Below are 21,460 nucleotides of genomic sequence, written 5' to 3' on the forward strand. Positions count from 1 at the left end.
GAGGCCGGGTTCACAGGCAGGCGGATGAACGTCCGGTGTCCTCTGTCCGACGAGATTGACACCTCCATGTGATGGCTGTGACATCCCAGCAGGGCATAGCCTCCGCGCTATGCAGCTCGAACTACGCCATCTGCGGGTGGTCTGCCGGGTCGCGGACAACGGCAGCGTCTCGAAGGCCGCGGCCGCCCTCGGCGTCTCCCAGCCGTCATTGACGGCGCAGCTCCAGCGGATCGAGGAAGCAATCGGCGGACCGCTGTTCGAGCGCGGCCCGTACGGCGTCGCGGCCACTCCCCTCGGCCGACACGTGCTCGGCCGGGCCCGCGCGATGCTCGCGGACATGGACGACCTCGTCGGCTCGACCCGGCGCTACACGAGCGGTGCCGGTCCGCTGCGGCTCGGGTCTGTCCGTTCGGTGATGTTCGGCGCGTGGCTGTCCCGCTTGGAGGAGGTACTGCGGGGTCGCGAGCTCACCACCCAGGTCGATACGTCAACTGCCGTGATCACCGAGATGCTGGCCGCCGACATCGTCGACGTGGCGATGCTCGGGCGGTGTGACGACGCGCATGCGCCGCCGTGTCCGCCGGGGGTGCGGGAGCAGACGATGGTCTCGCCGGAACCGTTCGCGATCGCGCTCCCGGCCGGTCACCGGCTGGTCGATGCGGACGAGGTGAAGCTCGCGGATCTGGCCGAGGACGTGTGGATCTGCCCGCCGGCCGGGAAGGCGGACGGCGATCTGGCGTATGTCCGCGAGGTGTGCGAGATCATCGGCGGGTTCACGCCGAACTTCCGGTACGCCAACCTGGACACGACCGAGATCGAGCAGCTGATCGGCGAAGGCCGCGGTGTCAGTCTCTGTCTGCCGACGGTCCGGGAGATCCCGCGGACCGTGGTGAAACCGCTCGCCGGGCAACCGCTGGTCTGGCGGCGGGCGCTGCGGTGGCGGGTCGACAACGTCGGGCATGAGATGGTCGACGTCATCCATCAGGCCTTCGTGGATGTGTATCGGCAGACCCTCGTCGACAACGCGTCGGTCCGGCCGTGGTGGGACGCGCACCCGGAGGCGCACCCGACAGTGCTCGAGCCTGGCTAATCCCTCGGCGCGTACATGATCACGGCAACGCCGACCAGGCAGATGGCGGCACCAAGGATGTCCCAACGGTCCGGACGGAACTTGTCGACGAGCATGCCCCACGCGAGTGATCCGGCCACGAAGACACCGCCGTACGCGGCCAGGATCCGGCCGAAGTTCGGATCGGGCTGGAACGTCGCGACGAAGCCGTACGCCCCGAGCGCGATCACGCCGCCCGCGATCCACCAGATCCCCCGATGCTCCCGCCATCCCTGCCACACCAGCCAGGCGCCGCCGATCTCCGCGAGGGCCGCCAGGACGAACAGCAGCACCGAACGCAGGACCGTCACGAACGCGCGGCCAGGTCGGTGAAGGGCAGCGGGCAGTCCGGGTTCCCGGCGCAGGTCTCGAGGTCGTCGCACCCGGCGGCGATCCCGGCGCGCAGACTCTCGGCGATCACGGTCAGGTCGGCGATCTTGGCTTCCACGTCGGCCAGCTTCTCCCGCGAGCGCGCCTGCAGTCCGGCTCCCTCGCCGAGACGGTGCCGATGCCTGGCCGCGTCCAGCAGCTCCGACACCTCGGTCAGGGTGAACCCGAGGCGCTGAGCTGCCTTGATCACGCGCAGGGTGGTGACCGCCTCGGCCGGATACAGCCGGTGTCCGCCGAGGCTCCGGTGCGGCTCCTCGAGCAGCCCGCGGCGCTCGTAGTACCGGAGGGTCTGGAGGTTGACGCCCGCGGCGGCTGCGACCTGACCGGAGCGGAGTCCGTCAGTCATGGTCCACTCGGGCGCTGAGCGCATCCAGTACTGCGGTGTGCGCAGGCGGGACGCCGATGCGTAGACGCAGCTGATCGTCTTCGGTTGGTGTGAGCTCGAAGCGGAAGAAGGAGCAGCACTCGGTTTCGCGAGCTGTCAGGTCGAGAGTGGTTGCCTCTGCCTCGGCTGCGAGGGTCAGGTCGAGTGTGGTCGGGTCGACGCGGGTGACGCTCGTGACGTGCGTCGCGAACAGCGCGTCGAACTCCGCCACGCGGAACGGCCGCTCCGCGGTCGGCAGGGTGCAGGCCGCCGGGGCCCAGTTCGTCATCATGCTTCGACGGTAAACCCGTACCTAGGTACAGGATGCAACTACTGGTCCGCCCAGGTGAGGAGGTAGGCGACGGCGCCGAAGGCGACGTGGTCGCCGGCGCGGACGCGGACCGGGGTGGTGATGCGCAGCCCGTTCAGGTAGGTGCCGTTCATCGAGCCCAGGTCGCGCAGCATCCAGCCGTCGCCGACATGCCGCAGCTCGGCGTGAAACCGGGACACGGAGATGTCCGCCATCCGCAGCGTCGCGCCCGGGCCGCGGCCGATCCGGACCGTCGGTGAGCCCTCCGGCGGGAGCGCCAGACCGGGCAGCTGCACCGGTGGCGGTACGACGGCGATCCGCGGAACCCGGGCCAGGAGCTCACGGAACCACCCGACCACCCGGGGTTCGGGCCGGGGCAGATCGCGGGTCGCGGCGGCGAGCTCGCTGCGGCTCTGCGCGCGCAGGACAAACGTCATCCGCCGGATGAAAGTGTCGTGTGACAACCGCCCCGAGCCGGCGCCGTCGCGCAGGATCGCCAGCGCCCGGTCGCGCTCCGCGTCCGACGGACGCGCCCCCTGCACCGGCACCGATGTCATCTCCGCATTGTCGGCGCCGCGCCGGGCCACTGTCCACTGGGCTCCGGGTGGCGGAGTGCCGTCCTGGTAGCCGGCCGGTCGGTGGGTGAGAATGACGGGATGCGACTGCCGATCATGCCGCCGGTGAAGCCCATGCTGGCCAAGCCCGTCAAGGAGATCCCGCGCGGCGAGCTGAGCTACGAACCGAAGTGGGACGGGTTCCGCTCCATCATCTTCCGGGACGGGGACGAGGTGGAGATCGGCAGCCGGAACGAGAAGCCGATGACCCGGTACTTCCCGGAGCTGGTCGAGGCGGTGAGGGCGAACCTGCCGGAGCGCTGCGCGATCGACGGCGAGATCATCGTGATCGGCGAGTCCGGCGACCGGCTCGACTTCGAGGTGCTGCAGCAGCGGATCCACCCCGCCGCGAGCCGGGTGAACATGCTGTCGGAGAAGACACCGGCCCGGTTCGTCGCCTTCGACCTGCTGGCCCTCGGTGACGAGGACTACACCGAGCGCCCGTTCAGCGAGCGCCGTACCGCCCTCCTCGAAGCCCTCGCCGACGTGCAGGCGCCGATTCACGTCACCCCGGCGACGACCGATCACGCGACCGCCGGGCAGTGGTTCGAGCAGTTCGAGGGCGCCGGCCTCGACGGGCTGATCGCGAAACCGCTCGACGGCATCTACCAGCCGGACAAGCGGGTCATGTTCAAGGTGAAGCCGGAGCGCACCGCGGACTGTGTGGTCGCCGGGTACCGCGTGCACAAGAGCGGGCCGGACCGGATCGGCTCACTGCTGCTCGGCCTCTACAACGAGGACGGCACGCTGGCCAGCGTCGGCGTGATCGGTGCGTTCCCGCTCGAACGGCGCAAGGAGCTCTTCCAGGAGATGCAGCCGCTCGTCACCACCTTCGACGAGCACCCGTGGGCGTGGGCGAAGCAGGAGGAAGGCGTGCGTACGCCGCGCAACGCGGAAGGCAGCCGGTGGCAGGCAGGCAAGGACCTGTCGTTCACGCCGCTGCGGCCGGAGTTGGTGGTGGAGGTCCGCTACGACCACATGGAGGGCATCCGGTTCCGGCACACCGCGCAGTTCGTCCGCTGGCGTCCGGACCGCACGCCGGAGTCGTGCACCTACGAGCAACTCGAGGAGCCGGTGAAGTTCGACCTGGCCGACGTACTCACCAGCGCCACGAGCTGATGAGGCCGCTCTACCGGCTCTACACCCGGGTACTGCGACAGCAGTTGGCCGGACTGCCGATGCCGCAGCACGTCGCGATCGTGATGGACGGCAACCGGCGGTGGGCCCGGCAGGCCGGGTACGACGACGTACGGGTGGGGCATCGGTTCGGGGCCGAGCACCTGGATCAGTTCCTCGGCTGGTGCGGTGAGGTCGGGATCCGATGTGTCACCGCGTGGGTGGCGTCGGCGGACAACATGCGGCGGCGTGACTCGGCCGAGGTCGACTACCTGATGCAGCTCACCGAGACGGTGCTGGCGGACCAGGTACGTCGGGATCACCGATGGCGGCTGCATGTCGCGGGGCAGCTGGATCTGTTGCCCTCCTCAACCGCCAACGCGCTGAAGGACGCGGTCGAGGCGACCCGGGATCGAGCGGACGCGGGCGATCTGACGATCGCGATCGGGTACAGCGGCCGCGGTGAGGTCCTGGACGCCGTTCGCGGCATGCTGGACGAGGCGGCGACGTCGGGTCAGTCGCTGACGGACGTCGCGGCGGGGCTGAGCGAGGACGACATCCGGCGGCACCTGTACGTGCCGGATCTGCCCGATCCGGAGCTGGTCATCAGGACGAGTGGTGAGCTGCGGATGTCGGACTTCCTGCTCTGGCAGACGACGCGCTCGGAGATCGCGTTCTGTGATCTCTACTGGCCGGCGTTCCGCGAGATCGACCTGCTCCGGGCGCTGCGCACCTACGGTCGTCGCCGGCTCGACCGCAGTCAGTAACCAACAGATCGTTTGATTCTCACCTTGTGTGGATACGTCAACTATTGACGCAAAGAGTTCACCGAACCGCGTTCTCAGGAGGGCGCCAACCGGGGCCGGTGGGGGCATCATTGGGATATACCGACTGGTACGAACCGGAGGTTGCGAGATGTACGACGTCGTACTGCTCGTTGAACAGGAACTGTCCGAGCCCGACGCGAAACGCGTCGTCCAACTGCACCAGGACATGCCCGAGCCGGTCAAGTACCACGTGCTCGTGCCATGTCACAACGCCGAGGCCGGGGTGGAGGCCTCCATCAGCGCGCTCGGTACCGCCGACCTCTACGGACCGGGGCTGGCCACCCAGCGCCAGGACCTCGCCGAGGCGCAGAAGGCGATCGACACCGAGGCGAAGGGCTGCACCGGGCGCAGCGTGCAACGGCTGCGCGACCTGGGCCAGAACGCGGACGGCGGGATCTCCCACGACCGCCCGATCGACGCCCTGATCGCCACTGTCGACAAGGTCGACGGCCAGGAGGTCATCATCCTGACCCGGCCGCACGTGGTGGCCGAGTTCTTCCACCTCGACTGGACCAACTCCGCCCGCCGCCACCTCGGCGTACCGGTCCTGCACCTGCTGGAGCACGACCCCCAGAAGGCCTCCGCGTCGGAGCGCTAGTGCGGCAGGAGGGCCGCGTAAGTGACACCCGCGACCAGGGTGGCGATCAGCAGCGACAGGCTGGTTCGCAGGGTGTTGTCGCCCACCTTGCCGTAGTGGCGGCCGTCCTCGGAGTGGTAGGCGAGTTTGTAGCCTGCGAAGCCGGCGGCGAGGACCAAGGCCAGCTTGATCATGGTTCCCTCCCCTGATGCGTCAGCATCACGGTACCCCTAGACACCTGCGGCAGTACCGGTCTCGGTGAACTGGGTGCGGTAGAGGTCGGCGTACTCGCCGCCCTGGGCCAGCAGTTGCTCGTGCGTGCCGCGTTCGACGATGTTGCCGTGGTCAACGACCAGGATCAGGTCGGCGTTGCGCACCGTGGACAGCCGGTGCGCGATCACCAGCGACGTACGCCCCTCCAGCGCGGTGTCCAGGGCCCGCTGTACGGCGACCTCCGACTCCGAGTCGAGATGCGCGGTGGCTTCGTCCAGCACGACGATGCGCGGTGCCTTCAGCAGCAACCGGGCGATCGCGAGCCGCTGGCGTTCGCCGCCGGACAAGCGGTGACCGCGATCGCCGACGACCGTGTCGAGACCGTCGGGCAGGGACGACACCAGCTCCCAGATCTGTGCGGACTTGAGCGCCTCGATCATCTCGTCGTCGGTCGCCTCCGGCTTCGCATAGGCGAGGTTCGCCCGGATGGACTCGTGGAACATGTGCGCGTCCTGGGTCACGTACCCGATCGCGTCATGCAACGACCGCAGCGTCACGTCGCGGACGTCGCTCCCGCCGATCCGGACCGCGCCACCGGCGACGTCGTACAGCCTGGCGACCAGGTTGGTGATGGTGGTCTTGCCCGCGCCGGACGGCCCGACCAGGGCGACCATCTGACCAGGGCGGACGACGAAACTGATGTCCTCGAGAACCTGTGCGGACACCCGCTTGTCCAGCACCGCCACGGACTCCAGGCTCGCCAGCGAGACCTGCTCGGCGGTCGGGTAGGAGAACGCGACGTGGTCGAACTCGACACTCGCGGCATCCTCCGGCAGCGGGCGGGCCTCGGGCGCGTCCTTGATCATCGGTTCCAGGTCGAGCACTTCGAAGACCCGCTCGAACGACACCAGCGCGGTCATCACATCGACCCGAACATTCGACAGCGCGGTCAGTGGACCGTAGAGCCGGCCGAGCAGCGCGACCAAGGCGAGCAGCGTCCCGACGGTCAGCGCCTCCTGGACGGCCAGGTTGCCGCCCACGCCGTACACGAGGGCCGTCGCCAGTGCGGCGACCAGAGTCAGTGCGGTGAAGAACACCCGGCCGAGCATCGCGATCCGGATGCCGAGGTCGCGGACCCGGCCGGCCCGCTCGCCGAAGCCCTCGTTCTCCAGCTCGGGCTTGCCGAACAGCGTCACCAGCAACGCTCCCCCGACGCTGAACCGCTCGGTCATCGCGGTGGACATGTCGGCGTTGAGCTGCATCTGCTCCCGCGTCAGCGCGGCCAGCCGACGGCCCAGGACGCGGGCCGGGATGAGGAAGATCGGCAGCATCAGAATCGCCACCACGGTCAGCTGCCAGCTCAGCACCAGCATCGCGCCGACCACGAGGATCAGGCTGATGATGTTCGACACCACGCCGGACAGCGTCGAGGTGAACGCCTGCTGCGCACCGATCACATCGTTGTTGAGCCGGGACACCAGGGCGCCGGTCTGGGTCCGGGTGAAGAACGCGACCGGCATCTGCTGGACGTGCCCGAACACCTTGGTCCGCAGGTCGAAGATCAGCCCTTCCCCGATCCGGGCCGAGAACCAGCGCTGCATCAGGCCGAGGGCGGCCTCGACCACCGCGAGCAGGGCGACCACCAGGGCCAGCGCGGTGACCAGACCGCCGTTGCCCTTGATGATGCCGTCGTCGACGATCTTCTTGAACAGCAGCGGCGAGGCGATCACCAGGAAGGCCGAGACGATCACCAGCAGCAGGAACCAGGTGATGTGCCACCGGAACGGCCTGGCGAACCGGACGATGCGCCGCAACGTCCCCTTCGCCAGCTTCTGCCCGGCGACGGACGCGTCCTGCCGGCGCCAGCCGTAGGCACCCATGCCCATACCGCCGCCCATGGGCCTCATGCCTGACATCCGGTCCCTCCCTGCTCTTCTCGTTCAACGTTGACAACACGTTCGCTCGTCCCGAACTTCCCGCCCGCGGTGTCGCGCAACCCATGGTTGCATATCGGCGCGGAACGCCGTACTGTCATATGCAACCAAAGGTTGCGGATGACAGGAGACGTGGGATGGGACAGCGAAGCATCGATCGGGAGATCCACATCGACGCCGCGCCAGAGGTGGTCTACGAGGTCGTCAGCACACCGGAGCATCTGCGCGAGTGGTGGCCGGACGAGGCCGAGTTCGACGCGGCACCCGGTGCCGCCGGCACCCTCGCGTTCACCAACCGGCCGGACGGGAAGGTCGTGCCGCTGACCGTGGTGGAGGCGGATCCGCCGCGACGGTTCTCCTTCCTGTGGACGTACCCGTTGGACGAGGTCGCGACGCCGGCCAACGCGTTGCTGGTGACGTTCGACCTGCTGCCGAAGGGTGCGGGCACGGTGTTGCGGTTCTCCGAGACCGGATTCGACGAGTCGGGCGCGTCCGACGAGGTGTTCCGCGACCACATCACCGGCTGGGACTACTTCCTCCCCCGCCTGGCGCCGTACGTCGACCGGCTGGTGTCGACACCATGAACGTCTCCATCGACGACGAACTCTGGTCGGCGGTGGGAGATCCAACCCGGCGGCGGATGCTGGACCTGCTGCTGGCCGGCAACGGAGGTACGGCGACCAGCCTGAGCGACCAGTTGCCGGTCACCCGGCAGGCAGTCGCAAAGCACCTCGGCGTACTCGACCGGGTCGGTCTGGTCCAGGTCACTCCGTCCGGACGGGAACGCCTCTACACGGTTGACGAGGCCCAACTCGCCCGGGCGGTCGCCCAACTGTCGACGGTCCGGGACGCCTGGGACGGCCGGCTCGAGCGCATCAAGCGGATGGCCGAAGCGATCCAGGAGCGCCGGCCGAGCTGACCCCATCACGACATCACCGTCGCCACGACCGTGGCGACGCGATCACCCCTGCCCGCATGCGGGCGCTGGAACGAGAAAGAGGTACCGAAATGGTCGACATCCTGCACAGGATCGGCGTCACGGCATCACCCAAGGACGTCTACGCGGCCTTGACCACCATCGACGGACTGGCCGGCTGGTGGACCGAAGACACACACGGCGACCCAGAGGTCGACGGCGTGATCCAGTTCCGCTTCGCCGGCGCGGGCGGTGAAGGGTTCGACATGTTGGTCCTGGAGTCGAAGCCGGACGAGCTCGTCCGGTGGGAGGTCGTCGACGGACCAGGCGAGTGGATCGGCACCCACGTCGCTTTCGAGCTCTCCCAGGTCGACGACTGGGCGATCGTCTTGTTCAAGCACGAGGGCTGGAAGGAACCGGTCGAGTTCATGCACCACTGCAGCACCAAGTGGGCCAGCTTCCTGCTGAGCCTGAAGAAGTACGTCGAAACCGGCAAGGGCGACCCGTCGCCGAACGACGTGGAGATCAGCAACTGGCCCTAGGGTGCGTCTCTCAATTCCCTGCAGTAGCGAGCAGGTGCTCGGCGGAGTGCAGCGCAAGGCGGAGGGCGAGGCTCGGAGTGGGGTTCTCCGTGCCTCGCCCTCCAACGCGGCGATGTGCCCGCCGAGCGCCGCGCAGCACGCAGGGAATTGAGAGACGTGCCCTAGCCCACCGGGCCGGAAGGCCCGACGGTCAGCCGAGGCTTGCCAGGAGCTCCTTCAGACGGCGCTCCTGGGCCTCGCGCTCCGCCTTCAGTTGCTCCTCGTAGGTTCGATCCGCCGCACCCAGCAGCAGCGCCTTCGTCTCGCGGACCGCCCCGGCGAGCGGCGTCAGCAGTGCGTCGGACAGGTCCTTCACCGTGCCGGCCAGCTCTTCCGGCGGTACGACGATGTTCGCCAGACCAAGCTCCTTAGCCTCGGCCGCCTCGACCCAGCGTGACGTCGCGCAGATCTCGAGTGCGCGGGAGTAGCCGACCAGTTGGACGAGCGGCTGGGTCCCGCCCAGATCGGGGACCAGACCGAGCGCGGGCTCGCGCATGCTGAAGCGGGCGTCCGGCGTCACCACCCGCAGGTCACAGGCCAACGCCAACTGGAATCCGGCACCCACCGCGTGCCCTTGCACCGCGGCGATGCTGACGATCTCCGGGCGCCGCAGCCAGGAGAAGCCGGCCTGGAACGCGGCGATCAGCTCGTGGACCTCCGCCGTCGGCTTGGCGCCGAGCGTGAGCAGCGGCTCCTCGCCGTCGGCGTTCTCACCCATGATGAGCCGCCGGTCGAGTCCGGCCGAGAACGACGGCCCCTCGCCCGACACGACGACCACGCGGACCTCGGGTGGCACCGTCGTACCGAAGTCCGCCAGGGCCCGCCACATCGCCGGAGTCTGTGCGTTGCGCACCTCCGGCCGGTCCAGCACGACCCGCGCCACCGGCCCGTCCACCGTCAACCGCAGTCCCAGTTCCGTCATGGCAGGAACATACTCCGGAGTAACTAAGCTAGCGACACCAGGTCGGCGTAGTCGTTCGACCAGAGGTCCTCGACACCGTCAGGCAAGAGCAGAACCCGCTCCGGTTCGAGCGCCTCGACCGCGCCCTCGTCGTGGGTGACCAGCACGATCGCACCGGTGTACGAGCGGATCGCGTTCAGCACCTCGGCCCGCGAGGCCGGGTCCAGGTTGTTGGTCGGCTCGTCCAGCAGCAGCACGTTGGCCGCCGACACGACCAGCGTCGCCAGCGCGAGTCGCGTCTTCTCGCCACCGGACAGCACCCGGGCCGGCTTGTCCGCGTCGTCCCCGGTGAACAGGAACGAACCGAGCACGCTGCGCGCCTGCGTCTCGTTGAGATCCGGCGCCGCGGTCTTCATGTTCTCCAGCACGGTCCGGTTCACGTCGAGGGTCTCGTGCTCCTGCGCGTAGTACCCGAGCTTGAGCCCGTGCCCGTCGATCACCTCGCCGGTGTCGGACGTCTCGATCCCGGACAGCACCCGCAGCAGCGTGGTCTTCCCGGCACCGTTCAGTCCCAGTACGACGACCCGCGAGCCCCGGTCGATGGCCAGGTCGACGTCGGTGAAGATCTCCAGCGAGCCGTACGACTTGGACAGCTCGCGAGCCATCAACGGCGTCTTGCCACACGGTGCCGGCGTCGGGAACGCGATCTTCGCGACGCGGTCAGTCCTCCGCTCGCCCTCGAGCTCGGACATCAGCCGCTCGGCCCGCCGCAGCATCTGCTGGGCCGCGGCCGCCTTGGTCGCCTTGGCGCGCATCTTGTTCGCCTGGTCGACCAGCTGGCCGGCCTTCTTCTCCGCGTTCGCCCGCTCCCGCTTGCGGCGCCGTTCGTCGGTCTCCCGCTGGGTCAGATACGCCTTCCAGCCGACGTTGTAGACGTCGATCTCGGCCCGGTTCGCGTCCAGGTGGAAGACCCGGGTGACGGTCTCCTCGAGCAGGTTCACGTCGTGGCTGATCATGATCACGCCACCGCCGTACGACTTGAGGAAGTCGCGCAGCCAGACGATCGAGTCGGCGTCCAAGTGGTTGGTCGGCTCGTCCAGCAGCAGCGTCTCCGCCTGCGAGAACAGGATCCGGGCCAGCTCGACCCGGCGGCGCTGACCACCGGACAGCGTGTTCAGTGGTTGCCCCAGCACCCGATCCGGCAGTCCGAGGTTCGCCGCGATCCGGGCCGCCTCCGCCTCGGCCGCGTAACCCCCGGCGGCATGCAGATCCGCCTCGGCCCGCTCGTACCGCCGCATGCCTTTCGCGCGGGTCTTCTCGTCCGCGCTGGCCATCGACTTCTCCGCACTGCGCATCCGCCGGACAACCTCGTCCAGGCCGCGGGCGGACAGGATCCGATCCCGCGCCAGTACTTCGAGATCACCCGTGCGCGGGTCCTGCGGCAGATAGCCGATCTCACCGGAGGAGTTCACCGAGCCGCTCGCCGGCAGCCCCTCGCCGGCCAGGATCTTGGTCAGCGTGGTCTTGCCGGCGCCGTTCCGGCCGACCAGACCCACCTTGTCGCCCGGCCCGACCCGGAACGAGGCAGGTGCCAGCAACTGACGGGCGCCCACACGGACCTCGAGGTTGGAGACAGTGATCATCGCGGGGCAGGCGTCCTAAGGCTCGAGGGGCGGTCGGGGTCGGTCTGTGGCGGGTCGGCAGCACTGCGTCACGACACGGCAGGAATCCCCGCACCGAGGTCTAGTGTAAGTGCACTGACGTCCTCCCCTCCGCGAAGGATGGGGATTCCAACTGCTCCGCGGAGGCAGCGTGTCGAGGTTCACGCTTCGGCGAGACCCGTACCGGCGTCGCTCGGCGTGCACTGACGGTCCCTTGTCGCTGCGTGAGGGTTGGGTACAGACGGAAGCGGGACATGTCGCCCACTCAGTCAGCCGGGACCGACAGTCCCAGATCCCCGAAGGGAGGGAGTCGCGGGACCTTCTCGCTCTGAAGGGCAGAACTCTCCTGCGACAACTCAGGTGAAATTCAATCCGGATGCGGATCTCGACACCAGTGGGGTCGAGGACACCCGCGGTAGTGGCGGTGGCGGCGGCGGATTGCTGCCCGGCGGGACGATCCCGATCGGTGGCGGGATCGGCGGCATCATCCTGCTCGTGGTGATCCTGCTGCTGAACGGCGGTCTGCCGGGCGGTAGCGGGAGCAGCGAGGAGCCGACGGTGCGCAACACCGCGGCCGGCAACCTGGATTCGTGCAAGAAAGGCACGGACCTGCAGAACAACCCGGACTGCCGGTTCGTCTTCTACCAGAACTCGATCGAGGGCTTCTGGGCGGCCGAGCTGCCGCGCCGGGGCAAGAAGTACACCCGGGCACCCATGCGGGTGTTCGACGGCTCCGTCAGCACCGCCTGCGGACCGGCGACCAGCGCGGTCGGGCCGTTCTACTGCCCGGGCGACAAGCGCGTGTACCTGGACCTCGGGTTCTTCCAGACGCTGCAGACCGAGCTGGGCGCCAAGGGCGGCAACTTCGCCGAGGCGTACGTCGTGGCACACGAGTACGGCCACCACATCCAGAACCTCTACGGCATCCTCGGCCGGATCAAGACCCGCAACGGCCCCACCTCGGACGCGGTCCGCTCCGAGCTCCAAGCCGACTGCCTGGCCGGCATCTGGACCAACCACGCCACCACCGTCCCGGACAAGGACGGCGACACCTTCATCAGCGGCCTCACCGAGGACGACATCGCCCGCGGCCTCGACGCCGCCGCGTCGGTCGGCGACGACCGCATCCAGGAGAAGACCCAGGGCCAGGTCAACCCGGAAAGCTTCAGCCACGGCACCGCCGAACAACGCATGAAGTGGTTCAAGACCGGCATGGACTCCGGCGACATGACCGCCTGCGACACCTGGGCGGCCAGCTCGCTCTGACGTTCAGAACGCACAAACCGCCCGTACTCGTGGTGAGTACGGGCGGTTTGCTTTGCTGTCAGGCGACCGCGGCCGGGCGGTGGTAGCCCGGGAGGAGCTCGTCGACCAGGGCGTCCGTCTCGGCCTCGGGGCCGCGGGGGCCGCCGTGGCGGGTCAGGGCGGCGTACATTTGGCTGGCCACGTTGGTGACGTCGGCCGACGTACCGAAGTGAGCGGCCAGGCGCAGGGTGGCTCGCCAGAGTTCCTCCGAGGCCGGCGAGAAGCTGAGACCGGTCTGGAGCGCCGTGCGGGCCAGGTTGCCGTCGTTGTGGCTGAGCGAAGCCTCGGCCAGTTTGAGTGCGGCGTCGACCACCGCCTCCACCATCCGGCGCTCGATACCCGACGCGGCGAGCCACGAGTAGCGGCCGGCCGGCAGGCTCGACCAGGCCGGGCCGTGCACCAGGCTCAGCGCCGTCGACAGCGGACCCCGCGGGTCGTCCATCATCGTCGCCTGCTTGGCCAGCGTGCGGAACACGTCCCAGTCGACCCGGACGACGCTGCGGTTCAACATCCAGCGACCGGACTCGTCGGCGTACATCGCGTCGACACCGACCCAGCGGCGGGTGTGCTCGAGGGCCGCGTCCCGCAGCTCCTCGCTGATGCCGCGCGGCCAGATCGCACCGGCCAGCACGTTCGGGTGTACGCCGTAGTCCTGGCTGGCCAGGAACGCGATGATCTCGGTCGACAGCTGCACCCGGCCGTCCTCGATCCCGCCCCGGGCGTCCACCTCGACCGGCCCGAGCAGGTCCACCTCGACCGGTGCGGGCAGGCTGAGATCGGTGGTGGAGAACTCGTACGCCGGCATGTCCTGCTCGGCCCGGCGCTTGTCCAGCGAGTCGGACTCGGCCGCCTCGAACAGCCCGACCAGATCGGCGAACTGGGTCGGATCGATGCTGTGGGCATCGACCTCGAGCCCGAGCAGCCGGCACACGGCCTGGTTCTTCTCGTCCACCACGAACCGCCACGGCGAGCTGATCACGTCGCCGACCACGACCACGGCGATGGTGCGCCGGTGGTCCGCGGCCAGCCGGTTCAGCTGGTCCTGCTCCTCCGGCGACGGTGGCGCGGACACGAAGATGATCTCCGCGCCCCACAACGCCGCGTCCGGATAGGCCATCCGGGCCTCGGCCACCGAGCTCAGGTTGCGCCGCCCACAGGCCTGCACCTGTGCCTCGGTCCGACGGGTGACCTCGGCGATCGCGTCGTCGAGCCGGACCCAGTAGCTCAGCCGGCTCGGCGACAGCGAGGACAGGTCGTCGCCGAACCCGACCATGCTGACGTGCGCACCCTCCGACCACAGGTTGGTCGCCAGCTCGACCGCGAGCGAACCCACCACATCGCGGGACGGGTTGTTCACCCCGCCGAAGCTGACGATCCCGTTCGCGGTGTCCAGGTCGACCAGCACGGTCGCGCCGTCGGCGTTCCGCCCGATGGTGACCAGCGTCGGGTACGGCGCCGGCGCGGTGACCTCACCACTCGGTGCGTAGGCCCGGCGGAGCGTCCAGCGGGTGCCGTCGGCAATGATCTGCCACGGCGCCGGCGGCGGGGTCTGGGCCTCGTACGGGTCGAGCACGAGCGTCAGCGCGCGGTCCGTCACCAGCGCGGCGACGACCTTCGGCATCGGCCGGTTCGCCTGGGTCATCTCGGCACCGAGCTGCCGCAGCGTGTTGTCGACGAACTGAGCGGTCGGAATGTCCGACGCGAGTCGCAGGCCGACCTCGGTCTGCCGGTGCCCGGCCGACTTCGGGCCGGGACCCAGCGCCCAGCCGCGCCGCCGCTTCAGCGCCAGCGCGAGACCGGCCGCGAGCAGAGTGGCGCCGAAGCCGTAGATCCCGGCCTGCGTCGCATCGAAGCCGTCGTCGACCGCGACCGGAACCGGCTCGGGCACCTTGGTGCCGCCGGCTGCCGGGTCGCCCGGCTCGGACTGCGTCGTCCCTGGACCGTGCGGCTCGACCGAGATGCCCGGCTCGCCCGGCTTCACGTTCTTCGCACCAGGGTCCTTGGTCGCGCTGCCGATGCTGATCGACGAACCCGCTTCGGTGCCTTGCTCGGACCAGCGACTACCCGGACCCGGCTGGGTCTTGGTGCCGGTCGTCGTACCCGTGCCGGTGGTGGTCTTGGTGCCCGTCGAGGTGGAGGTCTTGGTGCCGGTCGACGTCGTCGTCTTGGTGCCGGTCGTCGTACCCGTGCTGGTGGTGTGGTCGATCTTCACCCGGACGGTGTGCACGCCCGCGCCCTTGGCGTCGGCGGGCAGGCGGACCTGCCAGCCCGGCAGGATCAGGTCCGGGTTCGTCAGCCGGCGGCCGTCTGGCTGCAGCTTGTTCTTGTTGAGCTCGTAGATCTCCTTGTAGCGGCGACCCTCACCCAGATACCGCTCGGCGATGTCCCACAGGCAGTCGTAGTTCCGGCCCTGCGGCGGGCGGACCTCGGTGTACTTGATCACCTGGCCCTTGTCGTCGCTGTTCGTCCGTACGCCGGTGTGCGTGGTGCTGGTCTGGTTGCCGCTGAGAACCGAGCTACGCGCCTCCGTCTGACGGAAGGTGTCACGCGACCCCTGGTCCCCGTCCTGGGTCGCGGTCGCGACCGTCGGAGCGCCCGTGTGGGTGGTGGTCACGGCGTTCGCGACCGGCAGGCTCACACTCGCGGCGGCGCCGATCAGGACGACGGTGGAGATCAGCCGGCGGGCCAGGCCCTGCGAGCCACCGCCGAGTGGGATGCGTGGCGACAGACCATGGCCGCGGATCTCGGCCACCGCCTCCGCGATCAGGCAGACGACGAAGTGCAGCCAGGCGATCCAGATGACGACCGCGATGATGCCGAGAACGGTCTCGATGCTCAGCTCGCTGAACAGGACGTCGCGACTCGGCATCCGCTCCGGCCACGGCGTACCGAAGAACCGCAGCAGCACGTACGGGACACCGCCGACGATCGCCAGGATCGCGAGCAGCGCGACAAAGCCCTTCAGCCGGTCCGCGCCCGGACTCCCCGACCGCCGCTGCGGCAACCGCGCCGCCTGCACCGGCTCATTCGTCTTCACCATCGTGGTCCCTCCAGGTCCCCACCGTTACCCACCGATCGCCTGCACTTCCTGCACCGGCAACCGCTGCACCGCGTTCACGTTGGCCCGGCCGATCGCCACCCAGCCGCCGCCGACCCAGTACGAAACCTCCCAGGTGATCGTCAGCTTCACGGTGTACATACCGTCCGGCTGGTTGGCGCTGGACCGCTGGTAGATGTGCTTGCACGTGCTCATCTGGTTGTACGGGTCTTTGGTCTCGTCGTACCCGTCGGCGTCGTCGATCGGCGTCGCGCCCATCATGCAGGTGAACGGCTCCGACCCGTCGCCTGGATCGACCTTCATCGCCACGACCATCCCGCGCATCGTCAGGTTGTGCGTAGGGTCGTAGAACCCGCTGTCCAGGTCGTTGCCTGTCGCCGGGTCGTTCGGGTCGTTGTGCAGAACCAGCGAGCTGTCGGCCGTGAGCGAGAAGTAGGCCGGCACGTTGACCCGGGGCGTGAACGTCGGCTTGACCTGCAGCGCCGGCGGCGGGTACTGGCTCTCGAAGCGCCACCAGAACTGTTCCATGTAGTCCGGGAACGGGCACTGGGCGCGCTCGGCGTCGTTCACCGGGATGTACGCGCGCTCCAGATGTGCGCGGTCGCCACCGTTGTAGGTGTTCAGGTTGTAGTCGGTGATCGTGATCCGCATGACCCAGGTCTTGCCCTCGGGTGCCTGCGGCAGGTGGATCCCCTTCGGGATGTCGAAGTCGCGGCACGGGATGAAGGGCCGGCCGTTGAGCTTCTGCCGCCAGGTCTGCGGAGGCGGTCCGTCGCCCGGGATGTAGTACTTTCCGGAGCTGCAGTACGCGCCGAAACCGATCGAGTTCACATACATGCTGCAGACCCGGTTGCCGCTGTGGATCGTGTCCGCGGCGGCCGTCGTGGCGGGGACGGTCATCACCAGTGCGAGTACGGCGCTCAGGACCACCAGTCCACGGCCCACTCGGTTGCGCATCCTCACTCCCCAGACTCGACTGTCCGCAGATTATCTTCGACCAGGGGCATCATGCCCGTTGCTCTGTGCCTCGTCACCTTTTCGGAATGTGTAAGATCCAGTTCTGCTCTAGGCCGGATAGTTCACCCGTGCGCAGCTGACGCCCTTGGACGGCGCCACCCGGTATGGCAACCACCCGAGGCCGGTCCTGATCATGTCGATGACCCACGGCGAGCCCTTCGGCGCGACCACCGTCCACTGCTTCGCCTTCGGATTCCAGTACTCCGTGGTCTGCGAGCGGCAGGTCTTCACCCGGACCGTGCCGTCCGACTGGCGCTGGGCCCCGATGACGACCACGCTGCCCGGCGGGCGCATCACCCAGCCGTTGCGCTGGGCATCGACGATCGCCTGGGACGTGTCGGCGTAGAAGAAGGACGGGAACGACTTCTTCAGGATGCTGTCGTCACGGGCAACCAAGGCCTGGAAGTACAGCGGGTAGCTCTGCACGAGGCCTTGGACGGCGGGATTCGAGCTGTAGTTCCCCGCAACGACGACGACCTGCGCTTTGGGCTGAGCGGTCGTGGTGGTCGACGAGGGTTGGGAAGGTGCCGCGGTCGGCGTGGTGGCGCCGGCGGTGGGCGTGCTCGAGGTGGTGGTGCCGGAGCCGCCGGGGTCGTCGACCGGGACCGGGCGGCCGCCGTCGTTGGGGTTGCTGCCGCCGCAGCCGGTCAGGACGAGCACGCCGGCCAGTACGGCCGCGGGGAGGGCGAGGCTTCGCACGGTTGACATTCCTTCAGGGCTCTAGCGGCTCGGCGGGAGGGAGTTCTGCGGGGGCTGGACGCCGGCCGGCGCTCCCCCGCCGGGTGGCGCGGTGCTCGAGTTCGGCGGCCCCGGCGGTTCCGTCGAGGTGGACGGGTTGGACGGATCGGGCGACGGCGTGATACTCGGCGTGCAGCTCGCCGGGAAGGGCAACGGCTCGAGCGTCCACGTCGGCGTCGGCGAGCCGATGGTCCATTCCGGGCAGGGAAGGTCCAGCGTCGGCGGTACCGCGGTGCTGATCGGCGCGCCGGGATCATCGGGCGACGTCTCCACCACGATCGGCGGGATGGTGGGGCTGTCGTCGGACTTCTTGACGCCTTGTTCGGCGTGGGCGGTGCCGATGCCGGAGGCTTTGAGGCTGGTCTTGCCGATCAGGCCGAGGAACGTCGTCTTGTTGTCGATGGCGACCCGGATGTCGACCTGGTCGACGGTGAGTTTGGTGGGGGCGCACGAGGTGACGGCCGGGTCGTTGGAGGAGACCTGGGCGCAGAAGGCGGCGATCGCGGTCGCGGCCTTGGCGGTGTCGATCTTCGCCTCGGCGGTGTTCAGCTGGATGCTGGCCGCGCCCACCCGGGCCGCCTCCTGGGCGTAGCCGACCGCGCGGGAGCGGGCGCCGAGCTGCCGGCCGCCGTCGATCACCAGGCCGGCCAGGGTGAAGATCATCACCGCCAGGATCGCCACCGCGGGGCTGAGCGCACCGCGGCCGATCGTCAGCCGGTGGTTGCCGGGGGCATCGATCCGGAGGAACTCGACGACCCGGGAACGGCGGTCACGAGCCATCGCGAACACCTCGGTACGGGTCGACCGACGAACTGAAGCGCTTGGTGATCTTGGTGTCGCCGCCGATCCCGAGCAGGCCGAGGTCGCGGTAGTCGATCGTGCAGGTGACCTCGACCGACAGCGGCGTACCGGCGGCGAAGGCGGTGGTGATGGTGCCGCTCGCGGTCTCCTTGCAGGACTTGAACGCCTGGCTCATCGTCCGGTTCACCGCGTCGTCGACGCGGCCCTGGGCCTCGCCGAGGGAACGCGCCTGGCTGGCCGACCGGGCGCCGTCGCGGGCCGCGCTCTCCAGCAGCGACGAGGTCTGGAAGTACCGTCCACAGGCCAGTAGGAACATGAACAGGATCAGCAGGATCGGCGCCAGCACCGCCAGCTCCAAGGCCATCGTGCCCTGCTCGGTCGGCTTCCGATGCCGCCCGGCCGTGCGGATGTAGCGCACGACCGGCCGGGCATGCCGGGGTGCGCGACGGATCCCCAGCGTCCGCTCCATGTCCTCACTCACTTGTCGTCGGCCTCGAACTGCTCGATCGGCCCGGTCGCGGTCCGCTCCACGTGCAGGGTCAGACCGGGGACGAGCGAGACGGTGTCACCGGTCACGGTGAACGAGACCATGCCCTCGGGATTGTTGTACGACGGCGCCTTCACATCGGCGTTCTGCAGCGTCGTACCGCCGAGCTGCTGCGCGTACGCCTGGATGTCGGCCCGGACCTGCTCGCCCACCCCGGTCGTGTAGACCGGCGGCTGGACCAGCCGCAGCCGCGAAACACCTTCCTGGGCTGCGTTCAGCGCGACCGATCGCCCGTACAGCCACAGGGCGGTCTGGATCGACATGAAGATCAGCGCCAGGATCAGTGGTGCCAGGATCGCCAGCTCGAGTGAGGTGGCACCCCGCTCCGTCCGCGGCCGGTGCACCAGGGATCAGCCGTTCTCGATCTCGCTGGTGCGCTTGTCGATGACGCGGCGGACCACCAGGCCGATCGCCAGTGCGGCGGCGACCAGGATGGCCGAGATGATGGCCCATTCCAGCGCGGAGGCGCCGAGCTGGGTCCGTCCCTGCCGAGCCCGGGCCCGTTGGGTGTGGGCCCGCGCCACCGCGTAGCCGGCCATCGCGCGCCAGAACTGCAGTTCCGAGTTCATCCGAATGCCTTCCCAGTCATGAGGCCCATGGCGGGCCTCAGTATGCCCTGTACGACGGACAGATTCGTCCGCCGGATCCCTTACCCACTTCAGTTCCCCAGGATCGCGATTCCGGCGGGGAAGCCGAGGAACAACATGAACGCGGCACACATGACCAGCTGAGCGACCAGCATCGACTGGGACCGCTCGCCGGCCTTGCCTTCCACGTCCGCGAGTTCCTTGCGCCGCAGCGACGCCGCCCGGGCCAGCAGCGAGGCCCGGATCTTCGCGCCCTCGTCACCGGCCAGTGCCAGCGCCGAGGCCAGGTCGCGCAGTTCCTCGACGCCGAGGTCCTCGCCCAGCCGGGCCATCGCGTCCCACGGCGTGATACCGATCAGCCGGGCGTTCGCCAGCGCCTGCCGGATCCTGGCCATCGCCCAGTGGTCGCCGATGGTGGACGCCGTCATCAGCGCCTCCGGCAGACCGCGGCCGCCGGCCAGGTTCATCGCGACCAGGTCGAGGAAGCTGCCGACCACGTGCCGGAAGTCGCGCCGCCGTGCCTCCGCCTCCTGCCGCAACGCCAGGTCGGGCAGGAAGAACGCGAACGCCATCGCGGCCAGCGTCACGATCAGCGGGGTCGCGCCGGGGGCGCCGAGCCCGAGCATCGAGAACAGGAACAGCACGATCGGGATGAAGATCATCGCGCCGAGTGCGAAGAACACCTTGGTCGCGAGCATCGCGGCGAACTGCTGGTTCATCACCGCGAGGTCGCGGCGCAGTTTGCCGAACGCCCAGCCACGCGCGTTCGCCTCGAACTCGAGCCGCCGCCCGAGCGAGGCCCGGGCCTTGTCCAGTCCGCCGAGCACCCGCTCGCCGGCCGCACTCGCGGTCGCGGCGTGGGCGTACCCGGTCCGCCCGGCGTCGATCCGGGCGATGGTGGACAACACGTTCGCGGACGGCTTGATGAACATCCGCATCAGCAGGTACGCGCCGAGGCCGACCAGGCCGCCGGTGATGAAAGCCCACGTCATCCGCCCACCACCTCCATCCGATCGTCGCCGGCCCGCTTGGCCCGCCGGTCGTTACCGCGGATCAGGAACCGCTCCGGGACCTCGATCTTGGCCAGCTTCCGCAGCCAGACCAGCCCGAGCGCGTACAGCGCGATCACGATGAACAGCACGAACTGCCCGATGAAACTGGTGTACGGCGCGACGTACGTCGGGTTGAACAGCACCAGGGCCGCCGCCACCAGCAGCGTGATCGCGACGACCACCTGGACCGATCGCCGGGTCGACCGCCGTTCGGCCGCGACCTTCCGGCGTACGTCGAGTTCTTCGCGGGCGGAGTCGGCGAGCGCGCTGAGCACCTCGCGCAGACCCGGGCCGCGGAGCCGGGCGTTCAGCACCAGGGCGGCGATGATCAGGTCGGCGGACGGGTCGTTCAGGTCGTCGGCGAACCGCATCAGTGCCGAGGGCAACGGTTCGCGGATGCGCAGCCGGTCGACCAGCAGGTTCAGGCCGGGCTTGATCGCCGGCGCCGCGTTCACCGCGGTGGCCGGGATCGCCTGCTCCAGACCGACCGCGCCGGCGATGGTGTCGCGCAGCGCCTCGGTCCAGGTGGCCAGGGCCTCCAGGCGTTCGATCGCGCGGCGTTCCTCACCGGTGCCGCCGAAGAACCGGTCGGCCAGCGCGGCCAGCAGGCCGAGCGCGGCGGCGAGGACGAGCCAGCGGGTCACGACCAGGACGAGGAGGCCGACGCCGATACCGGTGCCGAGCCGGACCAGGTTCTTGCGTCCCTCGGCGTTGCTCCGGCGGAACAGCGACGGCGACTCCTGCCGGGGCGTGGTGCCGCGGATGGCGACGACCAGCAGCAGGAGCGCGCCGCCGACCACCGCTCCGCAGAGCAGTGCGAGCAGGGTCCGGTCGTTCATCGCA

Annotated in this window: 25 protein-coding genes; 8 read left to right on the plus strand and 17 right to left on the minus strand. The window is 69.1% G+C overall.

What is annotated here, in order from left to right; all coding sequences use genetic code 11:
* The first annotated feature begins 109 nt into the window (after nt 1-109).
* On the plus strand, nt 110-1,090 hold the full coding sequence (locus tag ACGFIF_RS09890; RefSeq protein WP_393153397.1) for a LysR family transcriptional regulator: 981 nt from the start codon (nt 110-112) through the stop codon (nt 1,088-1,090).
* On the opposite strand, the gene ACGFIF_RS09895 is transcribed toward ACGFIF_RS09890, so the two are convergent.
* Genes ACGFIF_RS09895 through ACGFIF_RS09910 form a run of 4 tightly spaced genes read right to left on the minus strand, consistent with a single transcriptional unit; the run spans nt 1,087 to nt 2,729 of the window.
* Nucleotides 1,087-1,419 carry a YnfA family protein gene (locus ACGFIF_RS09895; protein ID WP_393153399.1) on the minus strand — a complete coding sequence of 111 codons (333 nt, stop codon included), beginning with the start codon at nt 1,417-1,419 and terminating at the stop codon, nt 1,087-1,089. The genes ACGFIF_RS09890 and ACGFIF_RS09895 overlap by 4 nt on opposite strands.
* Entirely contained in the window at nt 1,416-1,844 is a 429-nt protein-coding gene (locus tag ACGFIF_RS09900; protein ID WP_393153401.1) for a MerR family transcriptional regulator, read from the minus strand. The genes ACGFIF_RS09895 and ACGFIF_RS09900 overlap by 4 nt, the downstream gene beginning before the upstream one ends.
* Nucleotides 1,837-2,154 carry a hypothetical protein gene (locus ACGFIF_RS09905; protein WP_393153403.1) on the minus strand — a complete coding sequence of 106 codons (318 nt, stop codon included), beginning with the start codon at nt 2,152-2,154 and terminating at the stop codon, nt 1,837-1,839. Before ACGFIF_RS09905 ends, ACGFIF_RS09900 begins: the two co-directional genes overlap by 8 nt.
* Before the next feature lie 38 nt (nt 2,155-2,192).
* Entirely contained in the window at nt 2,193-2,729 is a 537-nt protein-coding gene (locus tag ACGFIF_RS09910) for an FHA domain-containing protein (RefSeq protein ID WP_393153405.1), read from the minus strand.
* A gap of 99 nt (nt 2,730-2,828) precedes the next feature.
* Here ACGFIF_RS09910 and ACGFIF_RS09915 point away from each other — a divergent pair, with 99 nt between their 5' ends.
* From ACGFIF_RS09915 to ACGFIF_RS09925, 3 genes are all read left to right on the plus strand, one after another.
* Complete coding sequence (locus tag ACGFIF_RS09915) at nt 2,829-3,905, plus strand: ATP-dependent DNA ligase (RefSeq protein WP_393153407.1); 1,077 nt, start codon at nt 2,829-2,831, stop codon at nt 3,903-3,905.
* Nucleotides 3,905-4,669, plus strand: a complete 765-nt coding sequence (uppS, locus tag ACGFIF_RS09920) for a polyprenyl diphosphate synthase (RefSeq protein WP_393153409.1) — start codon at nt 3,905-3,907, stop codon at nt 4,667-4,669. The genes ACGFIF_RS09915 and uppS overlap by 1 nt, the downstream gene beginning before the upstream one ends.
* A 148-nt stretch (nt 4,670-4,817) precedes the next feature.
* Complete coding sequence (locus tag ACGFIF_RS09925; protein WP_393153411.1) at nt 4,818-5,327, plus strand: hypothetical protein; 510 nt, start codon at nt 4,818-4,820, stop codon at nt 5,325-5,327.
* Here the strand turns inward: ACGFIF_RS09925 and ACGFIF_RS09930 are convergent.
* Together ACGFIF_RS09930 and ACGFIF_RS09935 are read right to left on the minus strand one after the other, a co-directional pair.
* Nucleotides 5,324-5,500, minus strand: a complete 177-nt coding sequence (locus tag ACGFIF_RS09930; protein WP_393153413.1) for a hypothetical protein — start codon at nt 5,498-5,500, stop codon at nt 5,324-5,326. The two genes, ACGFIF_RS09925 and ACGFIF_RS09930, sit on opposite strands and share 4 nt — an antisense overlap.
* 36 nt (nt 5,501-5,536) lie before the next feature.
* Nucleotides 5,537-7,435: an ABC transporter ATP-binding protein gene (locus ACGFIF_RS09935; RefSeq protein ID WP_393153415.1), complete on the minus strand. Its 1,899-nt coding sequence runs from the start codon at nt 7,433-7,435 to the stop codon at nt 5,537-5,539.
* Between the two features lie 155 nt (nt 7,436-7,590).
* Between ACGFIF_RS09935 and ACGFIF_RS09940 the strand changes: the two genes are divergently transcribed.
* The 3 genes from ACGFIF_RS09940 (at nt 7,591) to ACGFIF_RS09950 (ending at nt 8,911) form a co-directional block, all read left to right on the plus strand.
* A complete protein-coding gene (locus tag ACGFIF_RS09940; protein WP_393153417.1) occupies nt 7,591-8,037 on the plus strand; it encodes an SRPBCC domain-containing protein in 447 nt (148 codons plus the stop codon).
* Nucleotides 8,034-8,372, plus strand: coding sequence for an ArsR/SmtB family transcription factor (locus tag ACGFIF_RS09945; protein WP_393153419.1), 339 nt, complete (start codon nt 8,034-8,036; stop codon nt 8,370-8,372). Before ACGFIF_RS09940 ends, ACGFIF_RS09945 begins: the two co-directional genes overlap by 4 nt.
* 89 nt (nt 8,373-8,461) lie before the next feature.
* Complete coding sequence (locus ACGFIF_RS09950) at nt 8,462-8,911, plus strand: SRPBCC domain-containing protein (protein WP_393153421.1); 450 nt, start codon at nt 8,462-8,464, stop codon at nt 8,909-8,911.
* 190 nt (nt 8,912-9,101) lie between these two features.
* Here the strand turns inward: ACGFIF_RS09950 and ACGFIF_RS09955 are convergent, their stop codons facing one another.
* Together ACGFIF_RS09955 and ACGFIF_RS09960 are read right to left on the minus strand one after the other, a co-directional pair.
* On the minus strand, nt 9,102-9,872 hold the full coding sequence (locus ACGFIF_RS09955) for an enoyl-CoA hydratase/isomerase family protein (protein ID WP_393153423.1): 771 nt from the start codon (nt 9,870-9,872) through the stop codon (nt 9,102-9,104).
* A gap of 23 nt (nt 9,873-9,895) precedes the next feature.
* On the minus strand, nt 9,896-11,494 hold the full coding sequence (locus ACGFIF_RS09960; RefSeq protein WP_393153425.1) for an ABC-F family ATP-binding cassette domain-containing protein: 1,599 nt from the start codon (nt 11,492-11,494) through the stop codon (nt 9,896-9,898).
* Nucleotides 11,495-11,872: 378 nt separating this feature from the next.
* Here ACGFIF_RS09960 and ACGFIF_RS09965 point away from each other — a divergent pair, with 378 nt between their 5' ends.
* On the plus strand, nt 11,873-12,778 hold the full coding sequence (locus ACGFIF_RS09965; RefSeq protein ID WP_393153427.1) for a neutral zinc metallopeptidase: 906 nt from the start codon (nt 11,873-11,875) through the stop codon (nt 12,776-12,778).
* A 58-nt stretch (nt 12,779-12,836) separates the two neighbouring features.
* Here the strand turns inward: ACGFIF_RS09965 and ACGFIF_RS09970 are convergent, their stop codons facing one another.
* The 9 genes from ACGFIF_RS09970 to ACGFIF_RS10010 form a co-directional block, all read right to left on the minus strand.
* Nucleotides 12,837-15,857 (minus strand): hypothetical protein, encoded by a 3,021-nt coding sequence (locus tag ACGFIF_RS09970; protein ID WP_393153429.1) that lies wholly within the window; start codon nt 15,855-15,857, stop codon nt 12,837-12,839.
* A gap of 24 nt (nt 15,858-15,881) precedes the next feature.
* Complete coding sequence (locus ACGFIF_RS09975; RefSeq protein WP_393153431.1) at nt 15,882-16,832, minus strand: hypothetical protein; 951 nt, start codon at nt 16,830-16,832, stop codon at nt 15,882-15,884.
* Nucleotides 16,833-16,940: 108 nt separating this feature from the next.
* Nucleotides 16,941-17,591 (minus strand): hypothetical protein, encoded by a 651-nt coding sequence (locus ACGFIF_RS09980; protein ID WP_393153433.1) that lies wholly within the window; start codon nt 17,589-17,591, stop codon nt 16,941-16,943.
* 21 nt (nt 17,592-17,612) lie between these two features.
* Nucleotides 17,613-18,410, minus strand: a complete 798-nt coding sequence (locus tag ACGFIF_RS09985) for a TadE/TadG family type IV pilus assembly protein (protein ID WP_393153435.1) — start codon at nt 18,408-18,410, stop codon at nt 17,613-17,615.
* Nucleotides 18,400-18,900: a TadE/TadG family type IV pilus assembly protein gene (locus ACGFIF_RS09990; RefSeq protein WP_393153437.1), complete on the minus strand. Its 501-nt coding sequence runs from the start codon at nt 18,898-18,900 to the stop codon at nt 18,400-18,402. The genes ACGFIF_RS09985 and ACGFIF_RS09990 overlap by 11 nt, the downstream gene beginning before the upstream one ends.
* 8 nt (nt 18,901-18,908) lie before the next feature.
* Nucleotides 18,909-19,322, minus strand: a complete 414-nt coding sequence (locus ACGFIF_RS09995; protein ID WP_393153439.1) for a TadE/TadG family type IV pilus assembly protein — start codon at nt 19,320-19,322, stop codon at nt 18,909-18,911.
* Between the two features lie 6 nt (nt 19,323-19,328).
* Nucleotides 19,329-19,547, minus strand: a complete 219-nt coding sequence (locus ACGFIF_RS10000) for a hypothetical protein (RefSeq protein WP_393153441.1) — start codon at nt 19,545-19,547, stop codon at nt 19,329-19,331.
* Nucleotides 19,548-19,636: 89 nt separating this feature from the next.
* Entirely contained in the window at nt 19,637-20,557 is a 921-nt protein-coding gene (locus ACGFIF_RS10005) for a type II secretion system F family protein (protein WP_393153443.1), read from the minus strand.
* Nucleotides 20,554-21,456, minus strand: coding sequence for a type II secretion system F family protein (locus tag ACGFIF_RS10010; protein ID WP_393153445.1), 903 nt, complete (start codon nt 21,454-21,456; stop codon nt 20,554-20,556). The genes ACGFIF_RS10005 and ACGFIF_RS10010 overlap by 4 nt, the downstream gene beginning before the upstream one ends.
* Between the last annotated feature and the right edge of the window lie 4 nt (nt 21,457-21,460).

Source organism: Kribbella sp. NPDC049174 (genome assembly GCF_043197365.1).
Taxonomy (GTDB): Bacteria; Actinomycetota; Actinomycetes; order Propionibacteriales; family Kribbellaceae; genus Kribbella.